Source organism: Actinomadura madurae, assembly GCF_900115095.1.
Taxonomy (GTDB): Bacteria; Actinomycetota; Actinomycetes; order Streptosporangiales; family Streptosporangiaceae; genus Spirillospora; species Spirillospora madurae.
Genome location: NZ_FOVH01000030.1, coordinates 1 through 22,067, shown reverse-complemented (window position 1 = coordinate 22,067; position 22,067 = coordinate 1). Strand labels below are relative to the sequence as shown.

Here is a 22,067-nt window from a genome sequence, read left to right as displayed (position 1 = left end):
CCGGGCTCCTCGGTCCTCGGCCGTCCACTATACGGCGGGAGCGGCGAACCCGATCATGTCTGGGACACCGACTCCGCCGCCGACAGGTCGGCGGTGGTCAGCGGGTGCGCGGGGGTGCCGAAGGGGAAGTGCGAGGACGCCTGCCACCCGTCCAGCATGAGCAGCTCGCCGGGATCGAGGAGCCGCCAGTCCGGGTCGTCGTCCATGCGCTCGCTCGCGATGATCCAGGCCGCGCACGCCTCCCGATGGGCCGTGACGTCGATGCGGCCCGGTTCGCGGCCGGAGGACATGTGCCGGGCGGCGCCGGGTTCGGTCAGCTCGGGGGCGAGCACCCACAGCTCGTGGGTCCCGGGGTAGCGCAGCGCCCACAGCCGCCCGGACTCGGCCAGCAGGAGGTTCAGCGCGAAGACGGGCAGCTCGGCGGCGATGCGGCCGACGGCCGCGATCAGCCCGGACCGCGTGTCCCCGTGCCGCCGGATCTGCGCGGTGATGTAGGCGAACACGAGCTCGGAGTCGGTCTGCCCCCGCGCCATCGCCCGCTCCGCGTCCGTGAGCCAGGAGCCGAGGACGTCGAGGCCGCGCACGACCCCGTTGTGGGCGAACAGCCGGTCGTCCATGACGAACGGGTGGGAGTTGCGGACGTCCGGCGCCCCGGTCGAGGCGTACCGGACGTGGGAGACGAAGGTGTGCGAGGCGACGTACCGTGCCTCGGAGTTGAAGTCGGCGTCCTGGAAGGCGGCGATGGGCGCCCGGTCGCGGACGGGCTCCTCGCCCAGCGAGAACCAGCCGAGCCCCGTCCCGTCGGGCATGCGGCGGCTCTGGGAACTGAGACTGTCGGGGGCGTCCAGCAGCCAGAACGTGGCGCGGACGCGGGGCCCGCCCGTGGTCAGTCCGAACAGTCGGCACATGCGGGGACGATGCCCGCTCGGCGGCGACCTATGACGGCCGCGCCGCGATGACCTTCGACGGGCGGGCCGGGATGCCGTACGGTCCGGTGTATGGGGTCGCCGGTGGTTCTTCTGGATGTCGACGGGGTGCTCAATCCCTTTGAGAGGCCTCATCGCGGATTTCAACGGCACCGGTGCTCGCCGAACGGGATGCCGTTCACGCTGTGGCTGAACCCCGGGCACGGCCCGGCGCTGCTGGAGCTCGCCGAGTCCACGGGCGCCGAGCTCGCCTGGGCGAGCTACTGGTGCGACAACGCCAACGAGTGGATCGCCCCGCGGGTCGGGCTGCCGGAGCTGCCCTTCGTGCCGATCCCGCAGTTCCCCGGCATCCACGAGGGCCGCACGCTCGGGGCGTGGAAGGCGCGCCACGTGGCCGCGTGGGCGGAGGGCAGGCCGTTCGTCTGGTTCGAGGACGAGCCGGACGCCACCGACTGCATCGCCGGGGAGCCCGGCATCGCCGAGCATCTGCTCGTGGAGATCGACCCGCTGACCGGCCTGACCGACGACCACATCGGGATCGCCAAGACCTGGCTGCGAGCCCTGGCCGGTTGACAGCGGAGGCCGGCTGACGGCGGAGGCCGGCGGGTCCGCGGGCGCGCCGCGGACCCGCCGGGAGCGGGGGTATCGCGTCAGCAGGTGCCGAGCAGGCCGGTGAGCGCCGACTTCTCCGCCGAGTCGACCGTGAGGCCGAAGCGGTACTTCACGTCGATCCACGACCTGGCGTACATGCAGTGGAACGAGGCCAGCGGCGGCGTCCACTCGGCCGGGTCCTTGTCGCCCTTGGCCTGGTTGACGTTGTCGGTGACCGCCCACAGTTGCGAGCTGGACAGGTCGTTGGCGAACGACTGGCGCTGGGACGTCGTCCAGGACGAGGCCCCCGACCGCCACGCCTCGGCGAGCGGGACCATGTGGTCGATGTCGAGGTCGGACGGCTGGGTCCAGGTGGCCCCGTCGTACGGGCTGGTCCAGGAACCGGACGTCGGGTAGCAGTCCGAGCCGGTCCCGACGTTGTCGCCGTCCCGCTTGAGGACGACCTCGCGGGTGTTGCAGCTGTCGCCCTGGTCGATCCAGTGCGGGAACTTGTCCCTGGAGTAGCCGTCGCCGGAGCCTTCGGCGGCGACGGTCAGGGCGGCGAGGTGCTGGGACGCGGTGCTTCCGTCTGGCGGGGGCGGCGGAGCGGCGTCGGCGGCGGGGGCGAGCAGGGCCGCCCCGGTGAGGGCGGCGGTGAGTGCGCTGAGTGCGCTGGCGGTGATCCCCGTGCGTCTCACGGGAAACTCCTTTTCGCTCGGGAGCACGAGCCGCCAGTCTCAAATAGTTAGATAAACCGGAAATGTCTATCGTGTTAGCGGAGATCACGATCAGGTAACGGCGATCTGTCCGGGAGGTTGCATTCGTCCAAGACCGCGCCCGAGGCGGCCTCGTAACGTGCGGACGGCAAGGGAAGGCGGCACGGAGGGGAGCACGACGATGCCGAGATCACCGCTCATGGACCTGGCCTTCGGATTCATGCCGGCGCAGATCATCTACGCCGCCGCCGAGATCGGGCTCGCGGACGCCTTCGACGGCGACATGCCGATGTCGAGCACCGAGCTGGCGAAGGAGACCGGCGCGCACGCGCCGTCGCTGCACCGCCTGCTGCGCGGGCTCACCGGCCTCGGCGTCGTGGAGCAGCGTGACCGCGACCTGTTCTCGCTGACCGCCGAGGGGCGCCGCCTGCGCGCCGACGCCCCGGATTCGATCCGGTCGCTGATCAGGCTGTTCTGCGGCCCCGAGGTATGGCGGACGTGGGGCGACATGACCGAGACGCTGCGCACGGGGGAGTACGCCTGGGAACGGGTCACCGGCAGGACGCCGTTCGAGTTCTTCGCGTCGGACGCCGAACCGTCGGCGACGTTCAACCGGGCCATGGCCGAGCACACCCGCGACATCGCGCCGGGCGTCATCGAGGCCCACGACTTCGGCCGCTACGGGACGGTCGCCGATCTCGGCGGGGGCGACGGGACGCTGCTCGCCGCGATCCTGCGCGCCCATCCCGGCCTGCGCGGCGTCCTGTTCGACCTGCCCGCCGGGCTCGCCGCCGCACCGGGCACCCTGGCCGACGTCGCCGGGCGGGCGGAGATCGTCCCGGGCGACTTCTTCGCGTCGGTCCTGGGGGGCGCGGACGCCTACGTCCTCAAGAGCGTCGTCCACGACTGGCACGACGAGAAGGCCGCGGCGATCCTGCGGAACTGCCGGGCGGCGATGCGCCCCGACGCCCGGATGATCCTGCTGGAGCAGGTGATGCCGGAGATCGTCGCGCCGGAGTCGGCGGGCATCGTCCGCAACGACCTCAACATGCTGGTGGCGACCGGCGGGCGGGAGCGCACCGAGGCCGAGTACCGGGACCTGCTGGACGGCGCCGGGTTCACGGTCGTCGCGCTGACCGGGCCGCTGCCGCCGGCGGCCTACCACGTCATCGAGGCCGTGCCCGCCCGATGACCCGCGTCAGGGGCGGCTCACGGCGGGATTCCGGGAGCGTGCGGGCTGGTCCGCGCCACCGCCGGGATCGAGGACATCCGGCAGGCGGACGCCTCGTCCCCGTACGGCCACGTCTGCACTCCCGAGGAGGTCGCCGACGTGGTGCGGTTCCTCGTCTCCGACGCCGCGTCCTACGTGACCGGGCAGCGCATCGTCGTGGACGGCGGGACGTTCTGACCCTCAGTGGCGCGTCCAGTCGGGCTGGACGAAGTCGGCGACCCTGACCTGCCGTCCGAGCAGGACGACCTCGCGGAACTGCCACAGCATCGCGCCGGTCGGGGCATGGACGCGCCACTTCGGGCCCAGCCACATCTGCAGCAGGCGTCCGCCGTCGGGCTGCGGAACCCACTTCGGGGTGTCGTCGGCGGCGAGCTTGCGCAGGCTGGTGTGGTGGACGGAGTGCACCTCGTCCGCGCTCGGCGCCAGGGGGCCCGGAGCGTCCAGCACCACCACGATCGGCGTGATCGCGAAGCCGGAGGTGGCGGGGAAGTCGTCGAGCCTGCCTAGGACGTCACCGGGTCCGGCGGTCAGCCCGATCTCCTCGTGCAGCTCCCGCAGCGCCGCAGCCTCGGGTGTCTCGCCGTCCTCCAGCCGCCCGCCGGGCAGGCCCCACTGGCCGGCGTTGCGCCCACGGTAGGCGCGCCTGATGAGGATGACCGAGGGGACGCCGCCGTGTTCCACCGCGCACAGCACGACCCCGGCACGGCGCAGGCCGGGCGCGTCCGGGACGGTCGTGTGCTCGAACGAGCCGAGCCGTTCGGCGGCGAGCGCCCGGAACGCGGTGAGGTCGTCGAACGGGCTGCTGGGGGCGGCGGTCATCCCCCGATACTGCCAGGCCCGGTTTCCCGCGCGTATCTCGCCGGCGGTGTGCCGACGGAGGCGGTGAAGTCGCGGACGAAGTGCGCCTGGTCAGCGTAGCCGAGCTCGGCCGCCAGCTCCGCCCAGTCCACGTCCGCGCCGGACGCGGCGCGCTCGGCGGCCTCCTGCATCCGGAACCGCCGGATCACCCACTTCGGCCCGATGCCCACGTACTCGTGGAACAGGCGCTGCAGGCTGCGGGGGCTGAGCCCCGCCTCCGCGGCCAGCTCGTCCACCCGGACCAGGCCGGGGCGCGCCGCGATCCGGTCGACGATCACGGCGGCCCGCTCGGCGGACGGATCCGGCGCGGGCCCGCGCCCGGTCAGGAACGCCTCCAGCAGGCCGACGGCCTCGGCCGCGTCGGCGCAGTCGAAGATCTCGGCGGCGAGCGCGGTGCCGTCCGCGCCGAACACCTCCTCGACCCCGGCGAAACGGCCGGTCAGCGTGGCGACCGGCGCGTCCATGAACGGCCGGAACCCGCCCGGGCGGAAGGCCGCGCCGATCACGCGCCCCTCGTCGTGGATCTCCTCGGCGAAGTCGTCCCTCACCACGCCGACGATCCTGGCCCGCGTCGCGCCTTCGGTCAGATAACTGGTGAAGGTCATATGGACCGACGGCCGGGTGAGCACCTGCTGGCGGTGCGGCGGCCGGCCCCGCAAATCCCAGCGCAGCACCCAGAAGTTGGCGACGAACGGGGCGAGCGCCGCCCGCGGCGGGATCCGCTCGATCTGGAAGCGCTCCAGGCCCGTCCGCGGCCGCAGGATGCCGCGCGTGCCGCCGGGCAGGGGACGTTCCATGAGGTCAGGCTAACGTGGCGCGTTTCTTCAAGACGCGCGTCACGGGGTCCTCCTAGCGTGGACCGTATTCGAACGGATGAGCGAGGAGACGGACATGGACAACATAAGGACCCAGATGCCCGCCGCCGCGGAGGCCGCGGGGCGGATCGTCCTGGCGATCCCGGAGAGCGGGCTGGACGCGCCGACCCCGTGCCCGGACTGGGACGTGCGGGGGCTCGCCGGCCATCTGATCCTGTGGACCGGACGGGGCGAGACCGCCGCGCACCGGCTGCCGCCCACCGGGCCGGGGGAGGACCACGACTTCACCGCCGAGGCGGGCTGGGCCGAGCGGTTCGCGGAGCAGGCCCGCAAGACCGCCGAGGCGTGGCAGGACCCCGCCGCGTGGGAAGGCAACACCAGCCTCACCGGGAACAAGGAGGGCATGCCGGCCGGGTTCATCGCCGGGATCCTTCTCGGCGAGTGGGTCATGCACGGCTGGGACCTCGCGGTCGCCACCGGCCGCGAGCCGGCCTTCCCGCCCGCGGTGGTGGAGGCCGCGTGGGAGCAGATCTCCGCCACGGCCGAGATGAGCCGCCAATACGGGGCCATCGGAGCCGAGGTCCCCGTGCCCGGGGACGCGCCGCTGCTCGACCGCGTGCTCGGGAAAGCGGGCCGCGACCCGTCCTGGAGGCCCTGACACGCCGGAACAGCCCGGGAGTAAACGAGGCGCGAACCGCGCTCCCCGCGCCCTACCCTTGGTGGCATGTCTTCGACCTCTTCGATCCGCGTACGCTTCGCCCCGTCCCCGACCGGCATGTTCCATGTCGGCGGCGCCCGCTCGGCGCTGTTCAACTGGGTGATGGCGGCCCAGTCCGGCGGGACGCTCGTGCTCCGGATCGAGGACACCGACGCCTCGCGCAACAGCCCGGAGTGGACCGAGGGCATCATCCGCGCCCTGGCGTGGCTCGGGATGGACGGCGAGCAGTACGAGGGCCCCTACTTCCAGTCCGCCAACGCCGACAAGCACGCCGAGGCCGTCGAGACCATCAAGGGCAAGGGCCGCGCCTACTACTGCGACTGCTCCCGCGAGTCGGTCATCGCCCGCACCGGCGACTCGCACAAGGGCTACGACGGCTTCTGCCGCGACCGCGGCCTGGAGGCCGGCCCGGGACGCGCCCTCCGCTTCCGCACGCCCGACGAGGGCCAGACGACCGTCGTCGACCTGCTGCGCGGCAAGCCGGTGTTCGAGAACGCCCTCATGGAGGACTTCGTCATCGCCCGCGCCGACGGGTCGGTCACATTCCTCCTGGCCAACGCGGTCGACGACATGAGCCAGGGCATCACGCACGTCGTGCGCGGCGAGGAGCACCTGTCGAACGCGCCCAAGCAGCAGCTGCTCTGGGAGGCGCTCGGCGGGGAGCCTCCGGTGTGGGCGCACGTCCCGGTCATCGTCAACGAGAAGCGGCAGAAGCTGTCCAAGCGCCGCGACAAGGTCGCGCTGGAGGACTACCGGGCCGAGGGCTACCTCGCCGAGGCCATGCGCAACTACCTGATGCTGCTCGGCTGGGCCCCGTCCGGCGACCGCGAGATCGTCCCCTGGGACGTGATCGTCGACGAGTTCCGCATCGAGGACGTCAACACCTCGCCCGCGTTCTTCGACGTCAAGAAGCTCCGCGCGATCAACGGCGAGTACATCCGCGCGCTGCCGGTGGAGAAGTTCATCGCCGAGTGCCTGCCGTTCCTGCAGGAAGCCCCCTTCGACGTCGACGTCGCCGTGTTCGCCGAGCTGGCGCCGCTCGCGCAGACCCGCGTCGCGCTGCTGTCGGAGATCGTCCAGATGATCGACTTCGCGTTCCTGGACGAGCCGCCGTCCGACGAGCAGTCCTGGAACAAGGCGATGAAGGAGCCGGCCGCCGAGATCCTCGCCGCCGCCGAGGCCGCCTACCAGGACGCGCCGTGGAACGCGGCCGAGCTGAAGGACCGGCTGGAGCGGATCGGCACCGAGCACGGGCTCAAGCTCGGCAAGACGCAGGCGCCCGTCCGCGTCGCGGTCACCGGCCGCACCGTGGGGCTGCCGCTGTTCGAGTCCCTGGAGATCCTCGGCCGCGACCGCACCCTCGCGCGCATCGCCGCCGCCCGCGCGCGGCTGGCCGCCGCCTAGCGGAAGGTGACCGCCCCAGGGAAGTGGCCGGACGCGCACACGAAGCGCATCCGGCCGGGCCCCGGGGCGCCCACGTCGATCCGGGTCTCACCGGTCACCGGGAGGAACACGTCCCGACCGAGGCTCGGGATGGTGAACGCCCTGGTGTGGCCGCGCGTGCCCGCCGTCTTCACGACCAGGACGGTGCGCACCCCGGCGCGGGCACTGAGCAGCGAGGGCCGGTAACCGCGGTCGAGGGCCCACACGGTCACGAGCTGGGTCCCGGACGCGTCCGTCGAGACGAACCGCGCCGCACCGGACGCCGGGGCCGTGCCGCCGCCGTCCGGGAGCCAGCCGCCGAGGCGCAGGCCCGCGGCAAGCGTCCAGCCGGCGACGGCCAGCAACCCGACGGCCAGCAGCGCCGCCAGCCGTCCCCGCACGGCCGCAAGCGACCGGCCGACCGTCACGCCGACGAGCCCGAACAGCGGTGCGGTCCCGAGCACGAACCCCGCCATGACCGCGGCGCCGCCGAGCGCCGACCCCGACGAGACCGCGAGCAGCTCGGCCGACAGCGTCAGCCCGCACGGCAGCAGCACGGTCGCCGCCCCGAGCACGGCGGGACGCCCGGAACGCGGTGGACGGCACCGCTCGGCGCCCCTCCGCCGCATGAGGCGCCGCGCGGGCCGGAAGCCGAGCAGGTCCAGCGCGAACACGGCGAGCATCAGCGCGGCCGCCGCGAGGATCGCCCCGCGCACACGCGGCCCGGGCTGGAGCGCGCCGCCCGCCAGGCCGAGCACCGCCCCCAGCAGCGCGTGCGAGACGAGCTTCGCCGCGAGGAAGGCCGCCACCGGGCGGACAAGGCGGGCACGGACCTCCCCGCCCACCGATCGCGTACCCGACGCCTCCCTCTCCGGGGCCTTCCGCCCGCCGGAGACCGCGCCGGTGAGCAGCCCCAGCTGCACGGCCGCGCACGTGGTGCCGCCCGCGAGCAGGCCCGTCCCGGCACCGGTGAGGAACAGCGCGGCGACGCCCACCCGGACCACCTCCGCCGCGAGACCCTCCCCACCGCCGGACGCCGCGAAGCGTCACCGTACGGACACCCTCCGGTGTCCCGCGGTGCCGGCGGCGGTCACCCCGCGGAGGGGGCGCCGTCGAGGGCCGCCCGCAGTTCGGCGAGCCGGCGGTCGAGCTCCTCGAACTCGTCGCGCAGCGCGGCCGGCACGCGCTTGGCGACCAGCTCCGCCTGCTCCTCCACCGAGGCCAGGCGGTCGCCGACGCGCCGGTCCCCGGCCGGCTCCGCCCCGTCGCCGGCCGGGCGCGCCTTCAGCAGCGTCGCCTGTTCCCGCAGCAGGGCCGCCTGCTCCCGCAGCAGGGCGGTCTGGTCGCGGAGCTGCTTGTTCTTGGTGTGCAGCTCCACGAACACCGACACCTTGGCGCGCAGCACCCACGGGTCGAACGGCTTGGAGATGAAGTCGACCGCGCCCGCCGCGTAACCGCGGAACGCGTAGTCGGGGTCGCTGTTCACCGCCGTCAGGAAGATGATCGGCAGGTCGCGGGTCTTCTTGCGGCGCTTGATGTCCCGCGCCGTCTCGAACCCGTCCATCCCCGGCATGACGACGTCCAGCAGGATGACCGCGTACTCGTCGGTGAGCAGCGCCTTCAGCGCGTCCTCCCCGGACCGGGCCCGGACGAGGTCCTGATCGAGGGAGCTGAGGATGGCCTCCAGCGCGATCAGGTTCTCCTCGCGGTCGTCCACGAGCAGGATCTTCGCCTTGTCGTCCACGCGCGTCTCTCCGATTCCGGTCCCCGCCATCGCCACCGACCCCGCGGCGACCCACTTGCCGGGCGTCTCCTCTCCCTCAGCGGACGATGGAGGGTTGCAGCCAGTTCCTCATGACGTCAAGGAGATGGTCCACGTCAACGGGCTTCGGCACATAGTCCGACGCGCCAGAGGCGAGGCTCTTCTCCCGATCGCCCTTCATCACCTTGGCCGTGATGACGATGATCGGCAACTCGGCGAACTGCGGCATCTCCCTGATCGCGGCCGTCGTGGCGTAGCCGTCCAGGCCCGGCATCATGACGTCCATCAGGACCACCGCCACGTCCGGGTTCCGGTGCAGGACCTCGATCCCGGCCTGCCCGTCCTCGGCGTACAGGACCTCCATGCCGTACCCCTCCAGCACGCTGGTGAGCGCGAACACGTTCCGCACGTCGTCGTCGACGATCAGGACCTTGCGGCCCGACAGGGCCGTGTCGAGGAACTCGGCGGGCGGCTCCTCCAGCAGCCTGCTCAGCGCCGGCTCCTCCTCGCCGGGACGGTCCCCGGCCGGCGGGCGCTGCTCCGCCGTCCGCCCTTGCTCCACGGCGGCGACGGGCCCAGGCCCGGCCACCCCGCCGTTGCCGCCGCCGGCGGCCAGACCCGGCACCGCGTCCGCCGCGGCCGGCTCGTCCGGCAGCGCCGCGCGGCGCCGTCCGTCCCGGTCGCTGTACTGCGCGGGCAGGTACAGCGTGAACACGCTGCCGCGGCCCGGCTGGCTCTCGGCGTGGATCTCCCCGCCCAGCAGCCGCGCGATGTTCCGGCTGATCGACAGCCCGAGGCCGGTGCCGCCGTAGCGGCGGCTCGTGGTCCCGTCGGCCTGCTGGAACGGCTCGAAGATCTCCTGGAGCTTGTCGGCGCTCACCCCGATCCCGGTGTCGATCACCCGGAACGCGATCACATCGGGGGTGTTCCACAGCGCGGGCAGCGTGAAGTCGATGTCGCCGGCCCGCTCGATCAGCAGCCGCACCTCGCCCTCAGCGGTGAACTTCACCGCGTTCGACAGCAGGTTCCGCAGCACCTGCTGCAGCCGCTGCTCGTCGGTGTTCAGGGTGGCGGGGACGTCCGGCGCGACCTCCACGCCGAACTGCAGGCCCTTGTCGACCGACAGCGGCCGGAACGTCGCGTCCACGTAGTCGACCAGCGCGGAGACCGTCAGGTGCTGCGGGTGCGCCTCCATCTTCCCGGCCTCGACCTTGGCCAGGTCCAGGATGTCGTTGATCAGCTCCAGCAGGTCGGTGCCGGACTCGTGGATGGTCCGCGCGAACTCCACCTGCTTGTCGGTGAGGTTGCCGTCCTGGTTCTCCGACAGCAGCTTGGCCAGCACCAGCAGGCTGTTCAGCGGCGTGCGCAGCTCGTGCGACATGTTGGCCAGGAACTCCGACTTGTACCGCGAGGAGATCGCCAGTTGCTCGGCGCGCTCCTCCAGCGTCCGCCTGGCCTGCTCGATCTGGAAGTTCTGGATCTCGATCGCGCGGTTCTGCTGGGCCAGCAGCGCCGCCTTCTCCTCCAGCTCGGTGTTGGAGTGCCGCAGCTCTCCCTGCTGGCGCTGCAGCTCGTCCGACCGCTCCTGCAACTCCTGCGCGAGCCGCTGCGACTCGCCGAGCAGCGCCTCGGTCCGGGTGTTGGCGCGGATCGCGTTGAGCGTGACCCCGATCGTCTCGATCAGCTGGCTGAAGAACGCCAGGTGGACGTCGGTGAAGCGGCCGAACGAGGCCAGCTCGATCGCGCCGAGCACCTCGTCCTCGAAGACGATCGGCAGCACGATGATGTTGACCGGGGACGCCTCGCCGAGGCCGGACCCGAGCTTGACGTAGTCGGTGGGCGCGTCGGCGATCAGCAGCGGCCGGCGCTCCTGCGCCGCCTGCCCGACCAGGCCCTCGCCCAGCCCGAACCGGATGTGGCCGCCGCGGTGCCGCCGCGTCCCGTACCCGGCGATCAGCACCAGGTCGGTCTCCTCGCCGGAGTTCTCCGCCAGATAGAAGGCGCCGTACTGGGCGCTCGCGGTCGGCGTCAGCTCCCGCATGATCAGCTCCGCGACCTGCATCAGGTCGCGGTGGCCCTGCATGAGGCCGCCGATCCGCGCCAGGTTGGTCTTGAGCCAGTCCTGCTCCTCGTTGGCGCGGGTCGTCTCGCGCAGCGTCGCCACCATCAGGTTGACGTTGTCGGACAGCTCGGCGACCTCGCCGCGCGCCTCCACGGTGATCGTCCGGGTCAGGTCGCCGGTGGCGACCGCGCTCGCGACCTCGCCGATCGCGCGGACCTGGGTGGTCAGGTTCCCGGCCAGCTCGTTGACGCTCTCGGTCAGCCGCTTCCAGGTGCCGGACACGCCCTCGACCTCGGCCTGGCCGCCGAGCCGGCCCTCGATGCCGACCTCGCGGGCGACACGGGTGACTTCGGACGCGAACGACGACAGCGTGTCGACCATCGTGTTCAGCGTGGTCTTCAGCTCCAGGATCTCGCCCTGCGCGTCCACGTCGATGCGCCGCGTCAGGTCGCCGTGCGCGACCGCGGTCGCGACCTGGGCGATGTTGCGGACCTGGTAGGTCAGGTTGGACGCCATCCCGTTGACGTTGTCGGTCAGGTCCTTCCACATGCCGCCCGCGCCGGGCACCCGGGCCTGGCCGCCGAGCCGGCCCTCGGTGCCGACCTCGCGGGCCACCCGGCTGACCTCGTCGGCGAACGCCGACAGGGTGTCGACCATCGTGTTCAGGGTGTCCTTGAGCTGAAGGATCTCGCCCTGCGCGTCGACCTCGATCTTGCGGGTCAGGTCGCCCTGGGCCACCGCCGTGGTCACCTGCGCGATGCCGCGCACCTGATTCGTCAGGTTGTTGGCCATCGAGTTGACGTTGTCGGTCAGGTCGAGCCAGACGCCGCCGGCGCCCGGCACGATCGCCTGGCCGCCGAGGCGCCCTTCGGTGCCGACCTCGCGGGCGACGCGGGTCACCTCGGACGCGAACGCCGACAGCGTGTCCACCATGGAGTTGACGGTGTCCTTCAGCTCCAGGATCTCGCCCTGCGCGTCCACCGTGATCTTCTTGCCGAGGTCGCCCTCGGCGACCGCGGTGGTGACCTGCGCGATGTTGCGGACCTGGAACGTCAGGTTGGACGCCATCCCGTTGACGTTGTTGGTCAGGTCCTTCCACACGCCGCTCACGCCCGGCACGTTGGCCTGGCCGCCGAGGCGGCCCTCGGTGCCGACCTCGCGGGCGACGCGGGTCACCTCGTCGGCGAACGCCAAGAGCGTGTCGACCATCGTGTTCACGGTGTCCTTGAGCTGCAGGATCTCGCCCTGCGCGTCGACCGTGATCTTCTTGCCGAGGTCGCCCTCGGCGACGGCGGTGGTGACCTGGGCGATGTTGCGTACCTGGTAGGTCAGGTTGTTCGCCATCGCGTTGACGTTGTCGGTCAGGTTCTTCCAGACGCCGCTGACACCGGGCACGTTGGCCTGCCCGCCCAGCTGCCCCTCGGTGCCGACCTCGCGGGCGACGCGGGTCACCTCGTCGGCGAACGCCGACAGCTGGTCGACCATCGTGTTCACGGTGAGCTTCAGCTCCTGCAGCTCACCGGTCGCCTCCACCGTGACCTTGCGGGTCAGGTCGCCCTCGGCGACCGCCGTGGTGACCTCCGCGATGTCGCGGACCTGCGACGTCAGCCGCGCCGCCATCACGTTCACCGACGCGGTCACGTCCCGCCACCGGCCCGTCATGCCGCGCGCCGGGGCCTGCCCGCCGAGCCGGCCCTCCGTCCCGACCTCCCGGGCGAACTGGGTGACCTCCCAGGTGAACTGGTCGAGCAGCTCCACCATGCCGTTGACCGACTTGGCCATGCGCAGCAGCTCGCCGCGCATCGGCCGGCCGCGCACCCGCAGCTCGACCCGCTGGCTCAGGTCGCCGGCCGCCACCGCCTCCACCACCTGGCTCATCCCGGTGGCGAGATCGGTGAGCTTGTCGATGATCGCGTTGGCGTCCTCCACCGCGGTCACCCAGGTGCCGCGCAGGGTCCCCGGCGTCAGCCGCCCCCGGAGCTGCCCCTCCCGGCCGATCTCCCGGCGCACGCGGGCCAGGCCCGAGGCCAGCTCCATGCCGTTCTGCCGGATCTCCTCCAGCACCGCCGCGGCCTCCGCGACGGCGCCCTCGCCCGGCACGTCCAGCTCCGACCTCGCCTTGCCGTCCCGGACGGCGATCAGCGCCCTCAGGAGCGGTTCGAGGTCCGCGTCGCTGTAACGCGGGGTGGTGTCGCGGTACCCGCCTCCGGGGCGGGCACGTGACGCGGTACGCGGCATTCTCTTCATCCTCCTGGCCCGCGATCGTTGGTCATCCGGGTGACACGGACTCCTGCTCCAGGGCCTGTCCGGCCGCCCTTGTACTCTACGTCTCCGCACGGCGGCGGAACCCCCCTCCGACGCCGGGCGGCCGTCGCGCGGGCCGTCGCGCGGCATTGACCGTGCATCCTGCCCTGTAGCCTTCGTGTTACGGTCTGTCGTGTTGTGGCGGGGTCGCGAACACCGAGGCCGGACGCATCGCACGGCCCGGTTCCCGGCACTCGTGGCCGGGCGGCCGACCAGTCTGTCACGATAGCCAGGCCCGGGTAGAGACGCTTCGAACGAGGGACGACAGTTGGATCGGCAGACGGCGTCGGCCACCTTCCCGTCCGCCGCCGCGGCGGTGGCGGACGCGCGCCGGTTCGTCCGGAAGGTGCTGGCCGACTGGGGCATGGACGAGGTCGCGGACGACGCCGTCCTCGCCACGAGCGAGCTCGCCACCAACGCCATCGCCTACGCCGGCACGTCCTTCGAGGTCTCCTGCCGCCTGGAGGGCGGGAGCGTGGAGATCGAGGTCCGCGACCGCCATCCCACCCGCGGCATCGAGATGCCGGGCGTCACCGCCTCCAGCGGGCGCGGGCTCCCGTCGATCTCCCGGCTCGCCACGTCCTGGGGCGTCTCCTACGACCGACGCACCAAGGGAGTCTGGTTCCGGCTTCCCCGGCCGGGCGCCGCCGACGTCGCGGCGCCGCCGGAACCCGGGTCGGGGGAGGCGGCCCTCACCACCGGCATCGCCGCCGGCCTCCCGCGGCGCGAGCGCGCCGGGCGTGACGGCGGCGCGCGGGAGACCGCCGACGGCGCCGACACCGCGCGGGAGGGCGCCGGCCCCGCCCAGGGCCGCGAGAGCAGGCTGGTCGGCGGCGCGAGCGAGATGCCCGTCGCGGGCGACCGGCTGCTGCGCTCCCCGGCCGCCATCGAGGCCATGGAGGACGGCGTCGCCACCGTCCGGGAGATCCTCGGCGCCGAGGGGGCCGCCGTCCTGCTGACCGAGCGCGACGGGCGGCTGATCATGGGGTCGTCCGCCGGGACGGCCGCGGAGATGCCGCTTGGCGAGCTGTCGGTCGGCACCCTCGGCCCCGCCGCCCGCGCCGGCTCGGCCTGGGTGGCCGCCGACGCCGCCGATCCGACCGCGGAGGCGCTGCGGGCCCCGTCGCTGGCCGCCGCGCCGCTGGAGTCCCAGGGCCGGCTGACCGGCCTGATCGTGGCCGTCTCGTCGGTCTCCGGCCGCTTCGACGAGGCCGACGGCGTCCGGCTCGGCCGGCTCGCCGACGAGATGTCGCTCTCCCTGGAGAAGGCCAGGGTGGGGGAGTTGGAACGGTCCTGGCGCGGCTGGCTCAGCTTCGTCGCCGAGGCCAGCGACCTGCTCGCCGGGACGCTCGACCAGGAGCGCACGATGGCGCTGGTCGCCCAGCTCGTCGTCCCGCGCCTGGCCACCTGGTGCGCCGTCTACACCGTCACCGAGGCCGAGCCCGACCGGCTCGCCTACGTGTGGCACGCCGACGAGAACCGCGCCGACGGCCTCCGCGAGCTCCTCGAGCACGCGGGCGCGGCCCCGCCGACCGACACCCCCGGGCCCTGGAACGGGCTCGCCACCGCCGCCGAGGACGTCCGGGCCGCCGCCGGCGACACCGCCTCCGACCAGGTCTACGCGTTCCCGCTGATCGCCCGGGGCCGCCGCATCGGCACCATCGTCATCGGCCGCCCGTCCGGTGACCGCTTCCCCCGCAGCGCGGTCGAGCTGGCCGAGGAGCTGAGCCGCCGCGCCGCCCTCGCCGTCGACAACGCCCGCCTGTTCTCCGCCCAGACCGCCATGAGCAGCGCGCTGCAGCGCAGCCTGCTGCCGCCCGCCATCCCCGAGATCCCCGGCCTGGAGGTCGCGGTGGTGTACGAGCCGGCCGGGGAGGGCAGCGAGGTCGGCGGAGACTTCTACGACGTCTTCGAGAGCGGCCTGCGGCCGGGCGGCCCGGCCCCCGCGTCCCGCTGGCGGTTCGCCATCGGCGGCGTGTGCGGCACCGGCCCGGAGGCCGCCGCCGTCACCGGCCTCGCCCGGCACGCGCTGCGCATCCTCGCCGCCGAGGACATGTCCGTCCCGGCCGTCCTGACCCGCCTCAACCGGCTCATCCTCGGCGAGGGCGAGCGCGGCCGGCTGCTCACCCTGCTGCACGGCGAGATCGCGTCCCGGCGGCGCCGCGACGGCGTGACCATCAAGCTGACGAGCGCGGGGCACCCGCCCCCGCTGGTGCTCGACCCGGAGGGCGGTGTGCGCGAGGCCGCCTCGCCCCAGCCGCTGCTGGGCGTCTTCGACGGCGTGGACTTCCACACCGACACGGTCGACCTGCGCCGCGGCGAGGTCCTGCTCTGCGTCACCGACGGTGTCACCGAACGGCGCTCGGGCAACCGCCTGCTCGGCGACGGGCACGGGCTGGAGAAGCTGCTGGCCGGATGCACCGGTCTGAGCGCGGGCGCCGTGGCCGCCCGTATCCAGCGCGCGGTCCGCGACTTCGGCCCCGAGCCGTCGAACGACGACATTGCCCTCATCGTTCTGCGGGCGTCATGATGGAGACCAACAATCGGTAAGGTGGGGTGGCGTGGGGCTTGCCTTGCACACGACACGACAGGACGGCCGCGCGACGATCGCCGCGCGCGGCTCCATCGACCTGCACTCCTCCGACGAACTGCGCGCCCGGCTGACCGAGCTCGTGGACGCCGGCGAGCGGGCGGTGGTCGTCGACCTCGCGGCGGTCGACTTCTGTGACTCCTCCGGCCTGAACGTCCTCGTCAGGGCGTACAAGCACGCCCGTGCGCAGAACGCCACGCTCACCGTCACCGGCGCCTACGGCCGGGTCGAGAACGTGCTGCGGACCACAGGCCTCGACCGGTTCCTGATCGAGGGCCCGGCGGAGGAGGCTTCGGCCGATGGGCGGTGAGGGGAACCGATGAAGAACGGCGAGCGGGCGGAGTGACCGACCCGATGACCGAGACCACACTGCGCGCGGCGCCCCAGACGGAGGCCGTCGAGTACGCGCGGCGCCTCGCCGCCCGCACCATGCGCACCTGGGCGCTCATGGACCGCGAGGAGCTCGTCACCGCCATCGTCGCGGAGCTCGTCGCCAACGCCGTCCGGCACGCCGGCACGGCCCTGGAGCTGCGGCTGCTGCGCGGTACCGGCCGGATCCGCGTCGAGGTCCGCGACCGCGCGGCCCAGCTGCCCCGGCTGACCGTCCCCGGCCCCCTGGACGAATCTCATCGCGGCCTGTTCATCGTCGACCGGTTCGCCAACTCGTGGGGCGCGGACCCGGTGACCGGCGGCAAGGTCGTCTGGGCCGAGGTCGACATCTGACGAGACCCCCGGCTGCACCGGCCCCCGGCAAGATCTCCTAGGGACCGTGCCCGCCGACCGTGCCCGGCGACGGTCGGCAGGCGCGCCCCGCCGTGAGGCGGTCAGGCGGACTTGCGGTACAGCTCGGCGACCATGAAGGCGAGGTCCAGCGACTGGCCGCGGTTGAGGCGCGGGTCGCAGGCCGTCTCGTAGCGCTGGTGCAGGTCGTCCTCAGCGAGACCGTCCCCGCCGCCGACGCACTCGGTGACGTCGTCGCCGGTGAACTCGATGTGGATGCCGCCCGGGTGCGTGCCGAGGGCGCGGTGCACCTCGAAGAACCCGGCCACCTCGTCCAGCACGTCGTCCAGCCGCCGCGTCTTGTGCCCGCTCGGCGCCTCGAACGTGTTGCCGTGCATCGGGTCGCAGATCCACGCGACCGGCGCGCCGGTCTGGCGGACCTTGTCGATCAGCGGCGGCAGCGCGTCCCGGATCCGGCCGGCGCCCATCCGGGTGATGAACGTGAGCCGGCCCGGCTCGTGGTCGGGGTTCAGCCGCTCCAGCAGCGCTATCGCGTCGTCCGGCGAGGTCGTCGGGCCGAGCTTCACTCCGATCGGGTTCCGGATGTGCCGCAGGAACTCCACGTGCGCGCCGTCCAGCTGGCGGGTCCGCTCGCCGATCCACAGGAAGTGCGCGGACACGTCGTACGGATGGCCGCTGAGGTGGTCGATGCGGGTCAGCGCCCGCTCGTACTCCAGCAGCAGCGCCTCGTGGCTGGAGTAGAACTCCACCCCGTGGAACTCGTCGGGGTTCGCCCCGCACGCCTTCATGAACGTCAGCGCCCGGTCGATCTCGCCGGCCAGCCGCTCGTAACGGCGGCCCGCCGGGCTCTGCTGGACGAAGTCGCGGTTCCAGGCGTGCACCTGCCGCAGGTCGGCGTAGCCGCCCTTGGTGAACGCCCGGCACAGGTTCAGCGTCACCGCCGAGCAGTGGTAGGCCTTCAGCAGGCGGCGCGGGTCGTTGCGGCGGGACGCGGCGTCGAACCCGAACCCGTTCACCGCGTCGCCCCGGTAGGCGGGCAGCTCCACGCCCCCGCGGACCTCCACGGGCTTGGACCGCGGCTTCGCGTACTGCCCCGCCATCCGGCCGATCTTCACGACCGGGACGCTCGCCGCGTAGGTGAGCACGACCGCCATCTGCAGCAGCGTCTTGAGCTTGTTCTTCACCGCGTCGGCGGTCGACCCCTCGAACGTCTCCGCGCAGTCGCCGCCCTGCAGGACGAACGCCTCGCCGCGTGCGACGTCCGCGAGCTGCGCTTTCAGCTGGTCGCACTCGCCGGCGAAGACGAGCGGCGGCTGGGACGCCAGTTCCACGGCGACCTTCCGGACCTCGTCTGGACCGTCCCATTCGGGCTGCTGGTGGGCGGGGAGGGCGCGCCAGGCGTCGAGCTCCCCGGTGACGGCGGATGTACTCACGTGAAAAGGCTATGGCACGGTCCGCCCCGCGAAGACGCCGAATCCACCAGCCGACCCCCGGAGACACGGCCGGGCGGCCCCGCTTTCGGGGCCGCCCGGTTCGGCTCAGGAGTGGGAGGGGCGGTTCAGGCCGCGCGGCTGCCCGCGGTGGCGGCCTGGCGCGCGATACCGGGCTCGGCGGTCAGCGTCGGGCGGCCGCCCGTGTCCGCCTCGTTCGCCAGCTGCCGCAGCCGGCGCAGCGACCGGTCGGTGATCTGCCGCACGCGGTTGTGGCTCAGGCCGTACCGCGCGCCGATCTGCGCGTACGACAGGGGCTGGCCGCTGTCCATCCCGAACCGGGCGCGCAGGATCGCGGACTCGCGTTCCGGGAGCCGGTCGAGCAGCCGCCCGAGACCCTCGATGTCGTCCAGCGCGAGGATCTCCGACTCCGGGGTGACGGCGTCCGGATCCTCCAGCAGGTCGCCCATCGGCGTCTCACCGGCGTCGTCGACGGTCGCGTCCAGGCTCGCCGGGTCCCGCCGCCAGCGCAGCAGCTCGTCCACGTGCTCGGCGTCGGCGCCGAGCGTCCCGGCGAGCTCCTCGCGGGTCGGCTCCCTGCCGAGCTCGCGGCCGAGCTGGCGCTCCGCGCGCCGCAGCCGGGAGAGCTCCTCCTCGACGTGGACGGGCAACCGGATGGTGCGGGCGGTGTGGCTGAGCCCGCGGCCGATCGCCTGCCTGATCCACCATGTCGCGTACGTGGAGAACTTGAAGCCGCGGCGGTAGTCGAACTTCTCCACCGCGCGCATCAGCCCCAGGTTCCCCTCCTGAATGAGGTCGATGAGGGGCAACGAATCGGTCGGATACTTCCGGGCGATCGAGACGACCAGCCGCAGGTTGGCCTCGACGAAGCGCTGCTTCGCGCGCAGCCCCGCCGCGACCAGCTCCTCGCGGGAGGCGCCCTCCGGCACCCTGCCCTCCTCGAGAAGCTGTTCGGCGTACAGGCCCCCTTCGATCGCCTTGGCCAGATCGACCTCCGCCTGCGCGTCGAGCAGGGGGGTACGGCCGATCCGGTCGAGGTATGCCCCGACGAGATCCTTCTCGGGGACGTCGACCCTGTCGCCCTTGGTACGGGTTGCAGCCATCCTGACCCTTCTCCGGTGCGATCTCCCTAGGGGGACAACGCTAATTACCGCTCTGTGATTCCCAGGTCGGGAATACTGCGAGACGGCAAGCCGCTCTAGGTCCTGATACCCCGACTGAGGAGAATGCGACATGGCGACGGTCACACTCACCGCCGAGAACTTCGACCAGGTGGCTCAGGCCGACGGGATCGTGCTGGTCGACTTCTGGGCGGAGTGGTGCGGTCCGTGCAAGAGGTTCGCGCCCGTGTACGAGAAGTCGGCGGGCAAGCACGAGGACATCACCTTCGGCAAGGTCGACACCGACGCCGAGCCGGAGCTGTCCCAGCGGTTCGGGATCCAATCGATCCCGACCCTCATGGCGATCCGCGACGGCATGATCGTCTTCGCCGAGCCGGGCGCGGTGCCCGAGGGCGTCCTGGAGAACGTGATCGAGCAGGTCCGCGCCCTGGACATGGAGGACGTCCGCCGGCGCGCGGACACCTGACCGTCCTCGCCCGCGGATTGCGGGAACGGGACGCGCAGCGGGCGCGCGGGCGGCGGGTCGGCAAAGAACCGGACGGTGCCGCCCCTTCCGCGTCCCGCATGGACGATGATGGACGGATGCTCGCCGATGTCGTCCCACACCTGGTCTGCCCCGTGTGCGGAGCCGACCTCGAACTGGCCGGCCGCGGACTCCGCTGCTCCGCCCGGCATTCGTTCGACATCGCCCGACAGGGATACGCCAACCTCCTGCCCGGCAACGCCCGGCCGGGAACAGCCGACACAGCGGACATGGTGCGCGCGCGGGAAGAGTTCCTGAACGCCGGGCACTTCACGATGCTGGCGGAGCGGCTCGCGTGGGGGGTCGCCGCGGCGCGGCCATCGCTCGTCCTCGACGCGGGCGCCGGCACAGGGCACTACCTGAGCCGGATACTCGACAGATCACCGGACGCCGTGGGCCTCGCGGTGGACATCTCCAAGCACGCCGCCCGCCGGGCCGCCAGGGCGCATCCGCGGAGCGGCGCGGTCGTCGCGGACCTCTGGCGCCCGCTTCCCGTCCGGGACGGTGCCGCCGGGACCGTCGTCAACGTCTTCGCGCCCCGCAACGCGGCCGAGTTCCACAGGGTCCTCATAGACGACGGGCTGCTCATCACGGTGACACCGTCGCCACGGCATCTCGGCACGCTGGTGGGGCCGCTGGGCCTGCTCTCGATCGACGAGCGCAAGACCGAGCGCATGGACGCGGCGCTCGCCGGATACTTCAAGCTCGACTCCCGCGAGGAGATCGAGACCGAGGCCGTCCTCACCCGGGCCGAGGCGGCCACGCTCGTGGGGATGGGGCCGAGCGCGCACCACGTCCCGGCAGGTCTGCTGGAAGATCGGCTGGAACGGCTACCGGACCCGTTGCCGACGCCCCTGTCGTTCGTCCTGTCGACGTACCGGCGCCTCGAATAGGCGGACGTCCTGCGTGATCTCCAGAAGCACCTGCGGCACCTCGCCGGGCTCTGCGACGTCCTCCGCCCCAGGCACGTCGACCGTTTCGTACATGAAGGACGTGGAGACCCCGCGGGCCGTTCCGCTCAGCAGGAGCCGCTGGAGCGCCTGGCCGGCACGGAGCCACTCGGCGGGGGAGTCGCCTTGGGTCGTCAGCACGGCCCGCTGCCCCACCGAGCCGGGGGCGGGCGGGAGCGGATGAAGCGTCGCCCCTTCCAGCCTGGCCTCACCGCCCAGCTCGCTGACGAGTGGGAGGGGCGGCCGGGTCCCCGCGGCAGGACGGTCCGTGAGGAATGGGCGGAGGGTCGCGGCGTAGAGGAGCCGCTCCTCGCGGGTCACCCGGTGGCGCCCGGCGAGCCGCGCAGACGCGAGCACCGTGGGACGTCCCGCGTCTGGAAGCAGGCGAACCACGGCCTCATGACCGAGCTGGGCGGCAGCCAGGCGCAGGTTCACGAGCGCCGCGCCGCTGCTCAGGTGCAGGCCCCGTCCTGCGGGGTCGTGCATGGGCCGGAACCTGTCCGGGTCGGCGTGCACCTCGATCTGGCCGGGCACGACTCGGAATCGCCAGGCGTGCACGTCATGGATGGTGGGCCCCATCGTCGCCGCGACCACCAGACGCTCCGCCGAAGCGCGGACGGCTACGGGCACATTCACGAGGTGTCCTCCTGACCTCGGTCTGACAGGCGTGCCGGGAGCCACCACCGTCCCGTGGCGTCGCCCGCCGCGGGAAGCGGGTCTGCGCACGCTACCTCACTGTGACCCGGCGCACATAGTGCGTGAAAGACGAGGTCAAAGGGACATTTGGTGTGCTCGGGTGACAAGAACGCCGAGTGGCCGGAGCGATGGATTTGACGGTCTCGGAGAGCCGCCTTAATGTCTCTCCTGCCCCGAGGGGATGCGGGACGCCGGAAGGCGGCCGGCCCAGGGGAACCACACCATCGAAAATGGTTCGAGCTTCGCTCGGGCTGTTGTACGATGGTGAAACCGCCCGGAACAGGATGCAGGACGCCGCGAGGTGGCCGGCCCGCAGGGCACTCCCTACGAAACGATCTCGCCAGGTCTTCGGCCTGGGGGTGTGTCGTCGCGTGGGGGTCTGGAACGTCCTCGAACCGTCGAAAAGATCTTCGCCGATCCGCTTGACAACGGGAACGAACCAGGTAAGTTAGAAGGGTTGCCCCGGAGTCGGGACCGTGAGAGCGGTGTTCGGCGCGGTGGGTGTCCGTTTCTTGAGAACTCAACAGCGTGTTAAAAGCCAGTGCCTTTATCGGTTCGGCCTGTTGTGGCTGGACCGCCCCGTGACCGTC

At 72.5% G+C, this 22,067-nt stretch carries 20 protein-coding genes; 10 read left to right on the top strand and 10 right to left on the bottom strand.

What is annotated here, in order from left to right; genetic code table 11:
* Positions 1 to 53: 53 nt before the first annotated feature.
* Positions 54 to 908 carry a class II glutamine amidotransferase gene (locus tag BM339_RS45180; protein ID WP_075024837.1) on the bottom strand — a complete coding sequence of 285 codons (855 nt, stop codon included), beginning with the start codon at positions 906 to 908 and terminating at the stop codon, positions 54 to 56.
* A 90-nt stretch (positions 909 to 998) separates the two neighbouring features.
* Here BM339_RS45180 and BM339_RS45175 point away from each other — a divergent pair, with 90 nt between their 5' ends.
* The gene (locus BM339_RS45175; protein ID WP_024936121.1) at positions 999 to 1,499 is read left to right on the top strand and encodes an HAD domain-containing protein; all 501 of its coding nucleotides are present in this window, start codon (positions 999 to 1,001) and stop codon (positions 1,497 to 1,499) included.
* 77 nt (positions 1,500 to 1,576) lie between these two features.
* On the opposite strand, the gene BM339_RS45170 is transcribed toward BM339_RS45175, so the two are convergent.
* On the bottom strand, positions 1,577 to 2,215 hold the full coding sequence (locus tag BM339_RS45170; protein ID WP_021595457.1) for an HNH endonuclease family protein: 639 nt from the start codon (positions 2,213 to 2,215) through the stop codon (positions 1,577 to 1,579).
* 199 nt (positions 2,216 to 2,414) lie between these two features.
* Between BM339_RS45170 and BM339_RS45165 the strand changes: the two genes are divergently transcribed.
* Both BM339_RS45165 and BM339_RS45160 read left to right on the top strand, forming a co-directional pair.
* Positions 2,415 to 3,425: a methyltransferase gene (locus tag BM339_RS45165; RefSeq protein ID WP_075024836.1), complete on the top strand. Its 1,011-nt coding sequence runs from the start codon at positions 2,415 to 2,417 to the stop codon at positions 3,423 to 3,425.
* A gap of 27 nt (positions 3,426 to 3,452) precedes the next feature.
* Positions 3,453 to 3,641 (top strand): SDR family oxidoreductase, encoded by a 189-nt coding sequence (locus BM339_RS45160; protein ID WP_337959955.1) that lies wholly within the window; start codon positions 3,453 to 3,455, stop codon positions 3,639 to 3,641.
* 3 nt (positions 3,642 to 3,644) lie between these two features.
* On the opposite strand, the gene BM339_RS45155 is transcribed toward BM339_RS45160, so the two are convergent.
* Together BM339_RS45155 and BM339_RS45150 are read right to left on the bottom strand one after the other, a co-directional pair.
* Positions 3,645 to 4,283: an NUDIX hydrolase gene (locus BM339_RS45155; protein ID WP_075024835.1), complete on the bottom strand. Its 639-nt coding sequence runs from the start codon at positions 4,281 to 4,283 to the stop codon at positions 3,645 to 3,647.
* Entirely contained in the window at positions 4,280 to 5,119 is an 840-nt protein-coding gene (locus BM339_RS45150) for a helix-turn-helix domain-containing protein (protein ID WP_075024834.1), read from the bottom strand. The genes BM339_RS45155 and BM339_RS45150 overlap by 4 nt, the downstream gene beginning before the upstream one ends.
* A gap of 94 nt (positions 5,120 to 5,213) precedes the next feature.
* Between BM339_RS45150 and BM339_RS45145 the strand changes: the two genes are divergently transcribed.
* Together BM339_RS45145 and gltX are read left to right on the top strand one after the other, a co-directional pair.
* Entirely contained in the window at positions 5,214 to 5,795 is a 582-nt protein-coding gene (locus BM339_RS45145) for a TIGR03086 family metal-binding protein (RefSeq protein ID WP_052357852.1), read from the top strand.
* 66 nt (positions 5,796 to 5,861) lie between these two features.
* A complete protein-coding gene (gltX, locus tag BM339_RS45140; RefSeq protein WP_075024833.1) occupies positions 5,862 to 7,259 on the top strand; it encodes a glutamate--tRNA ligase in 1,398 nt (465 codons plus the stop codon).
* Here the strand turns inward: gltX and BM339_RS45135 are convergent.
* From BM339_RS45135 to BM339_RS45125, 3 genes are all read right to left on the bottom strand, one after another.
* Positions 7,256 to 8,272, bottom strand: coding sequence for an urease accessory protein UreH domain-containing protein (locus BM339_RS45135; RefSeq protein ID WP_075024867.1), 1,017 nt, complete (start codon positions 8,270 to 8,272; stop codon positions 7,256 to 7,258). The genes gltX and BM339_RS45135 overlap by 4 nt on opposite strands.
* Before the next feature lie 95 nt (positions 8,273 to 8,367).
* Positions 8,368 to 9,021: a response regulator gene (locus BM339_RS45130; RefSeq protein ID WP_033333273.1), complete on the bottom strand. Its 654-nt coding sequence runs from the start codon at positions 9,019 to 9,021 to the stop codon at positions 8,368 to 8,370.
* A 76-nt stretch (positions 9,022 to 9,097) separates the two neighbouring features.
* A complete protein-coding gene (locus BM339_RS45125; protein ID WP_075024832.1) occupies positions 9,098 to 13,339 on the bottom strand; it encodes a HAMP domain-containing protein in 4,242 nt (1,413 codons plus the stop codon).
* A gap of 334 nt (positions 13,340 to 13,673) precedes the next feature.
* On the opposite strand from BM339_RS45125, the gene BM339_RS45120 reads away from it, so the two are divergent.
* From BM339_RS45120 to BM339_RS45110, 3 genes are read left to right on the top strand one after another with little or no spacing between them, the layout of a single operon-like run.
* Positions 13,674 to 15,935, top strand: a complete 2,262-nt coding sequence (locus BM339_RS45120) for a SpoIIE family protein phosphatase (protein WP_075024831.1) — start codon at positions 13,674 to 13,676, stop codon at positions 15,933 to 15,935.
* Between the two features lie 31 nt (positions 15,936 to 15,966).
* Complete coding sequence (locus BM339_RS45115) at positions 15,967 to 16,305, top strand: STAS domain-containing protein (protein ID WP_024936128.1); 339 nt, start codon at positions 15,967 to 15,969, stop codon at positions 16,303 to 16,305.
* A 44-nt stretch (positions 16,306 to 16,349) separates the two neighbouring features.
* Positions 16,350 to 16,718, top strand: a complete 369-nt coding sequence (locus BM339_RS45110) for an ATP-binding protein (protein ID WP_033333276.1) — start codon at positions 16,350 to 16,352, stop codon at positions 16,716 to 16,718.
* Between the two features lie 101 nt (positions 16,719 to 16,819).
* On the opposite strand, the gene BM339_RS45105 is transcribed toward BM339_RS45110, so the two are convergent.
* Together BM339_RS45105 and BM339_RS45100 are read right to left on the bottom strand one after the other, a co-directional pair.
* Complete coding sequence (locus tag BM339_RS45105; protein WP_075024830.1) at positions 16,820 to 18,169, bottom strand: class II 3-deoxy-7-phosphoheptulonate synthase; 1,350 nt, start codon at positions 18,167 to 18,169, stop codon at positions 16,820 to 16,822.
* 125 nt (positions 18,170 to 18,294) lie between these two features.
* Entirely contained in the window at positions 18,295 to 19,290 is a 996-nt protein-coding gene (locus BM339_RS45100) for a sigma-70 family RNA polymerase sigma factor (RefSeq protein WP_256255846.1), read from the bottom strand.
* A 130-nt stretch (positions 19,291 to 19,420) separates the two neighbouring features.
* Between BM339_RS45100 and trxA the strand changes: the two genes are divergently transcribed.
* Entirely contained in the window at positions 19,421 to 19,774 is a 354-nt protein-coding gene (gene trxA / locus BM339_RS45095; RefSeq protein WP_021598928.1) for a thioredoxin, read from the top strand.
* A 98-nt stretch (positions 19,775 to 19,872) separates the two neighbouring features.
* The gene (locus BM339_RS45090) at positions 19,873 to 20,724 is read left to right on the top strand and encodes a putative RNA methyltransferase (protein ID WP_256255845.1); all 852 of its coding nucleotides are present in this window, start codon (positions 19,873 to 19,875) and stop codon (positions 20,722 to 20,724) included.
* On the opposite strand, the gene BM339_RS45085 is transcribed toward BM339_RS45090, so the two are convergent.
* Positions 20,662 to 21,417: a hypothetical protein gene (locus tag BM339_RS45085; RefSeq protein ID WP_177287928.1), complete on the bottom strand. Its 756-nt coding sequence runs from the start codon at positions 21,415 to 21,417 to the stop codon at positions 20,662 to 20,664. The two genes, BM339_RS45090 and BM339_RS45085, sit on opposite strands and share 63 nt — an antisense overlap.
* Positions 21,418 to 22,067 lie beyond the last annotated feature (650 nt).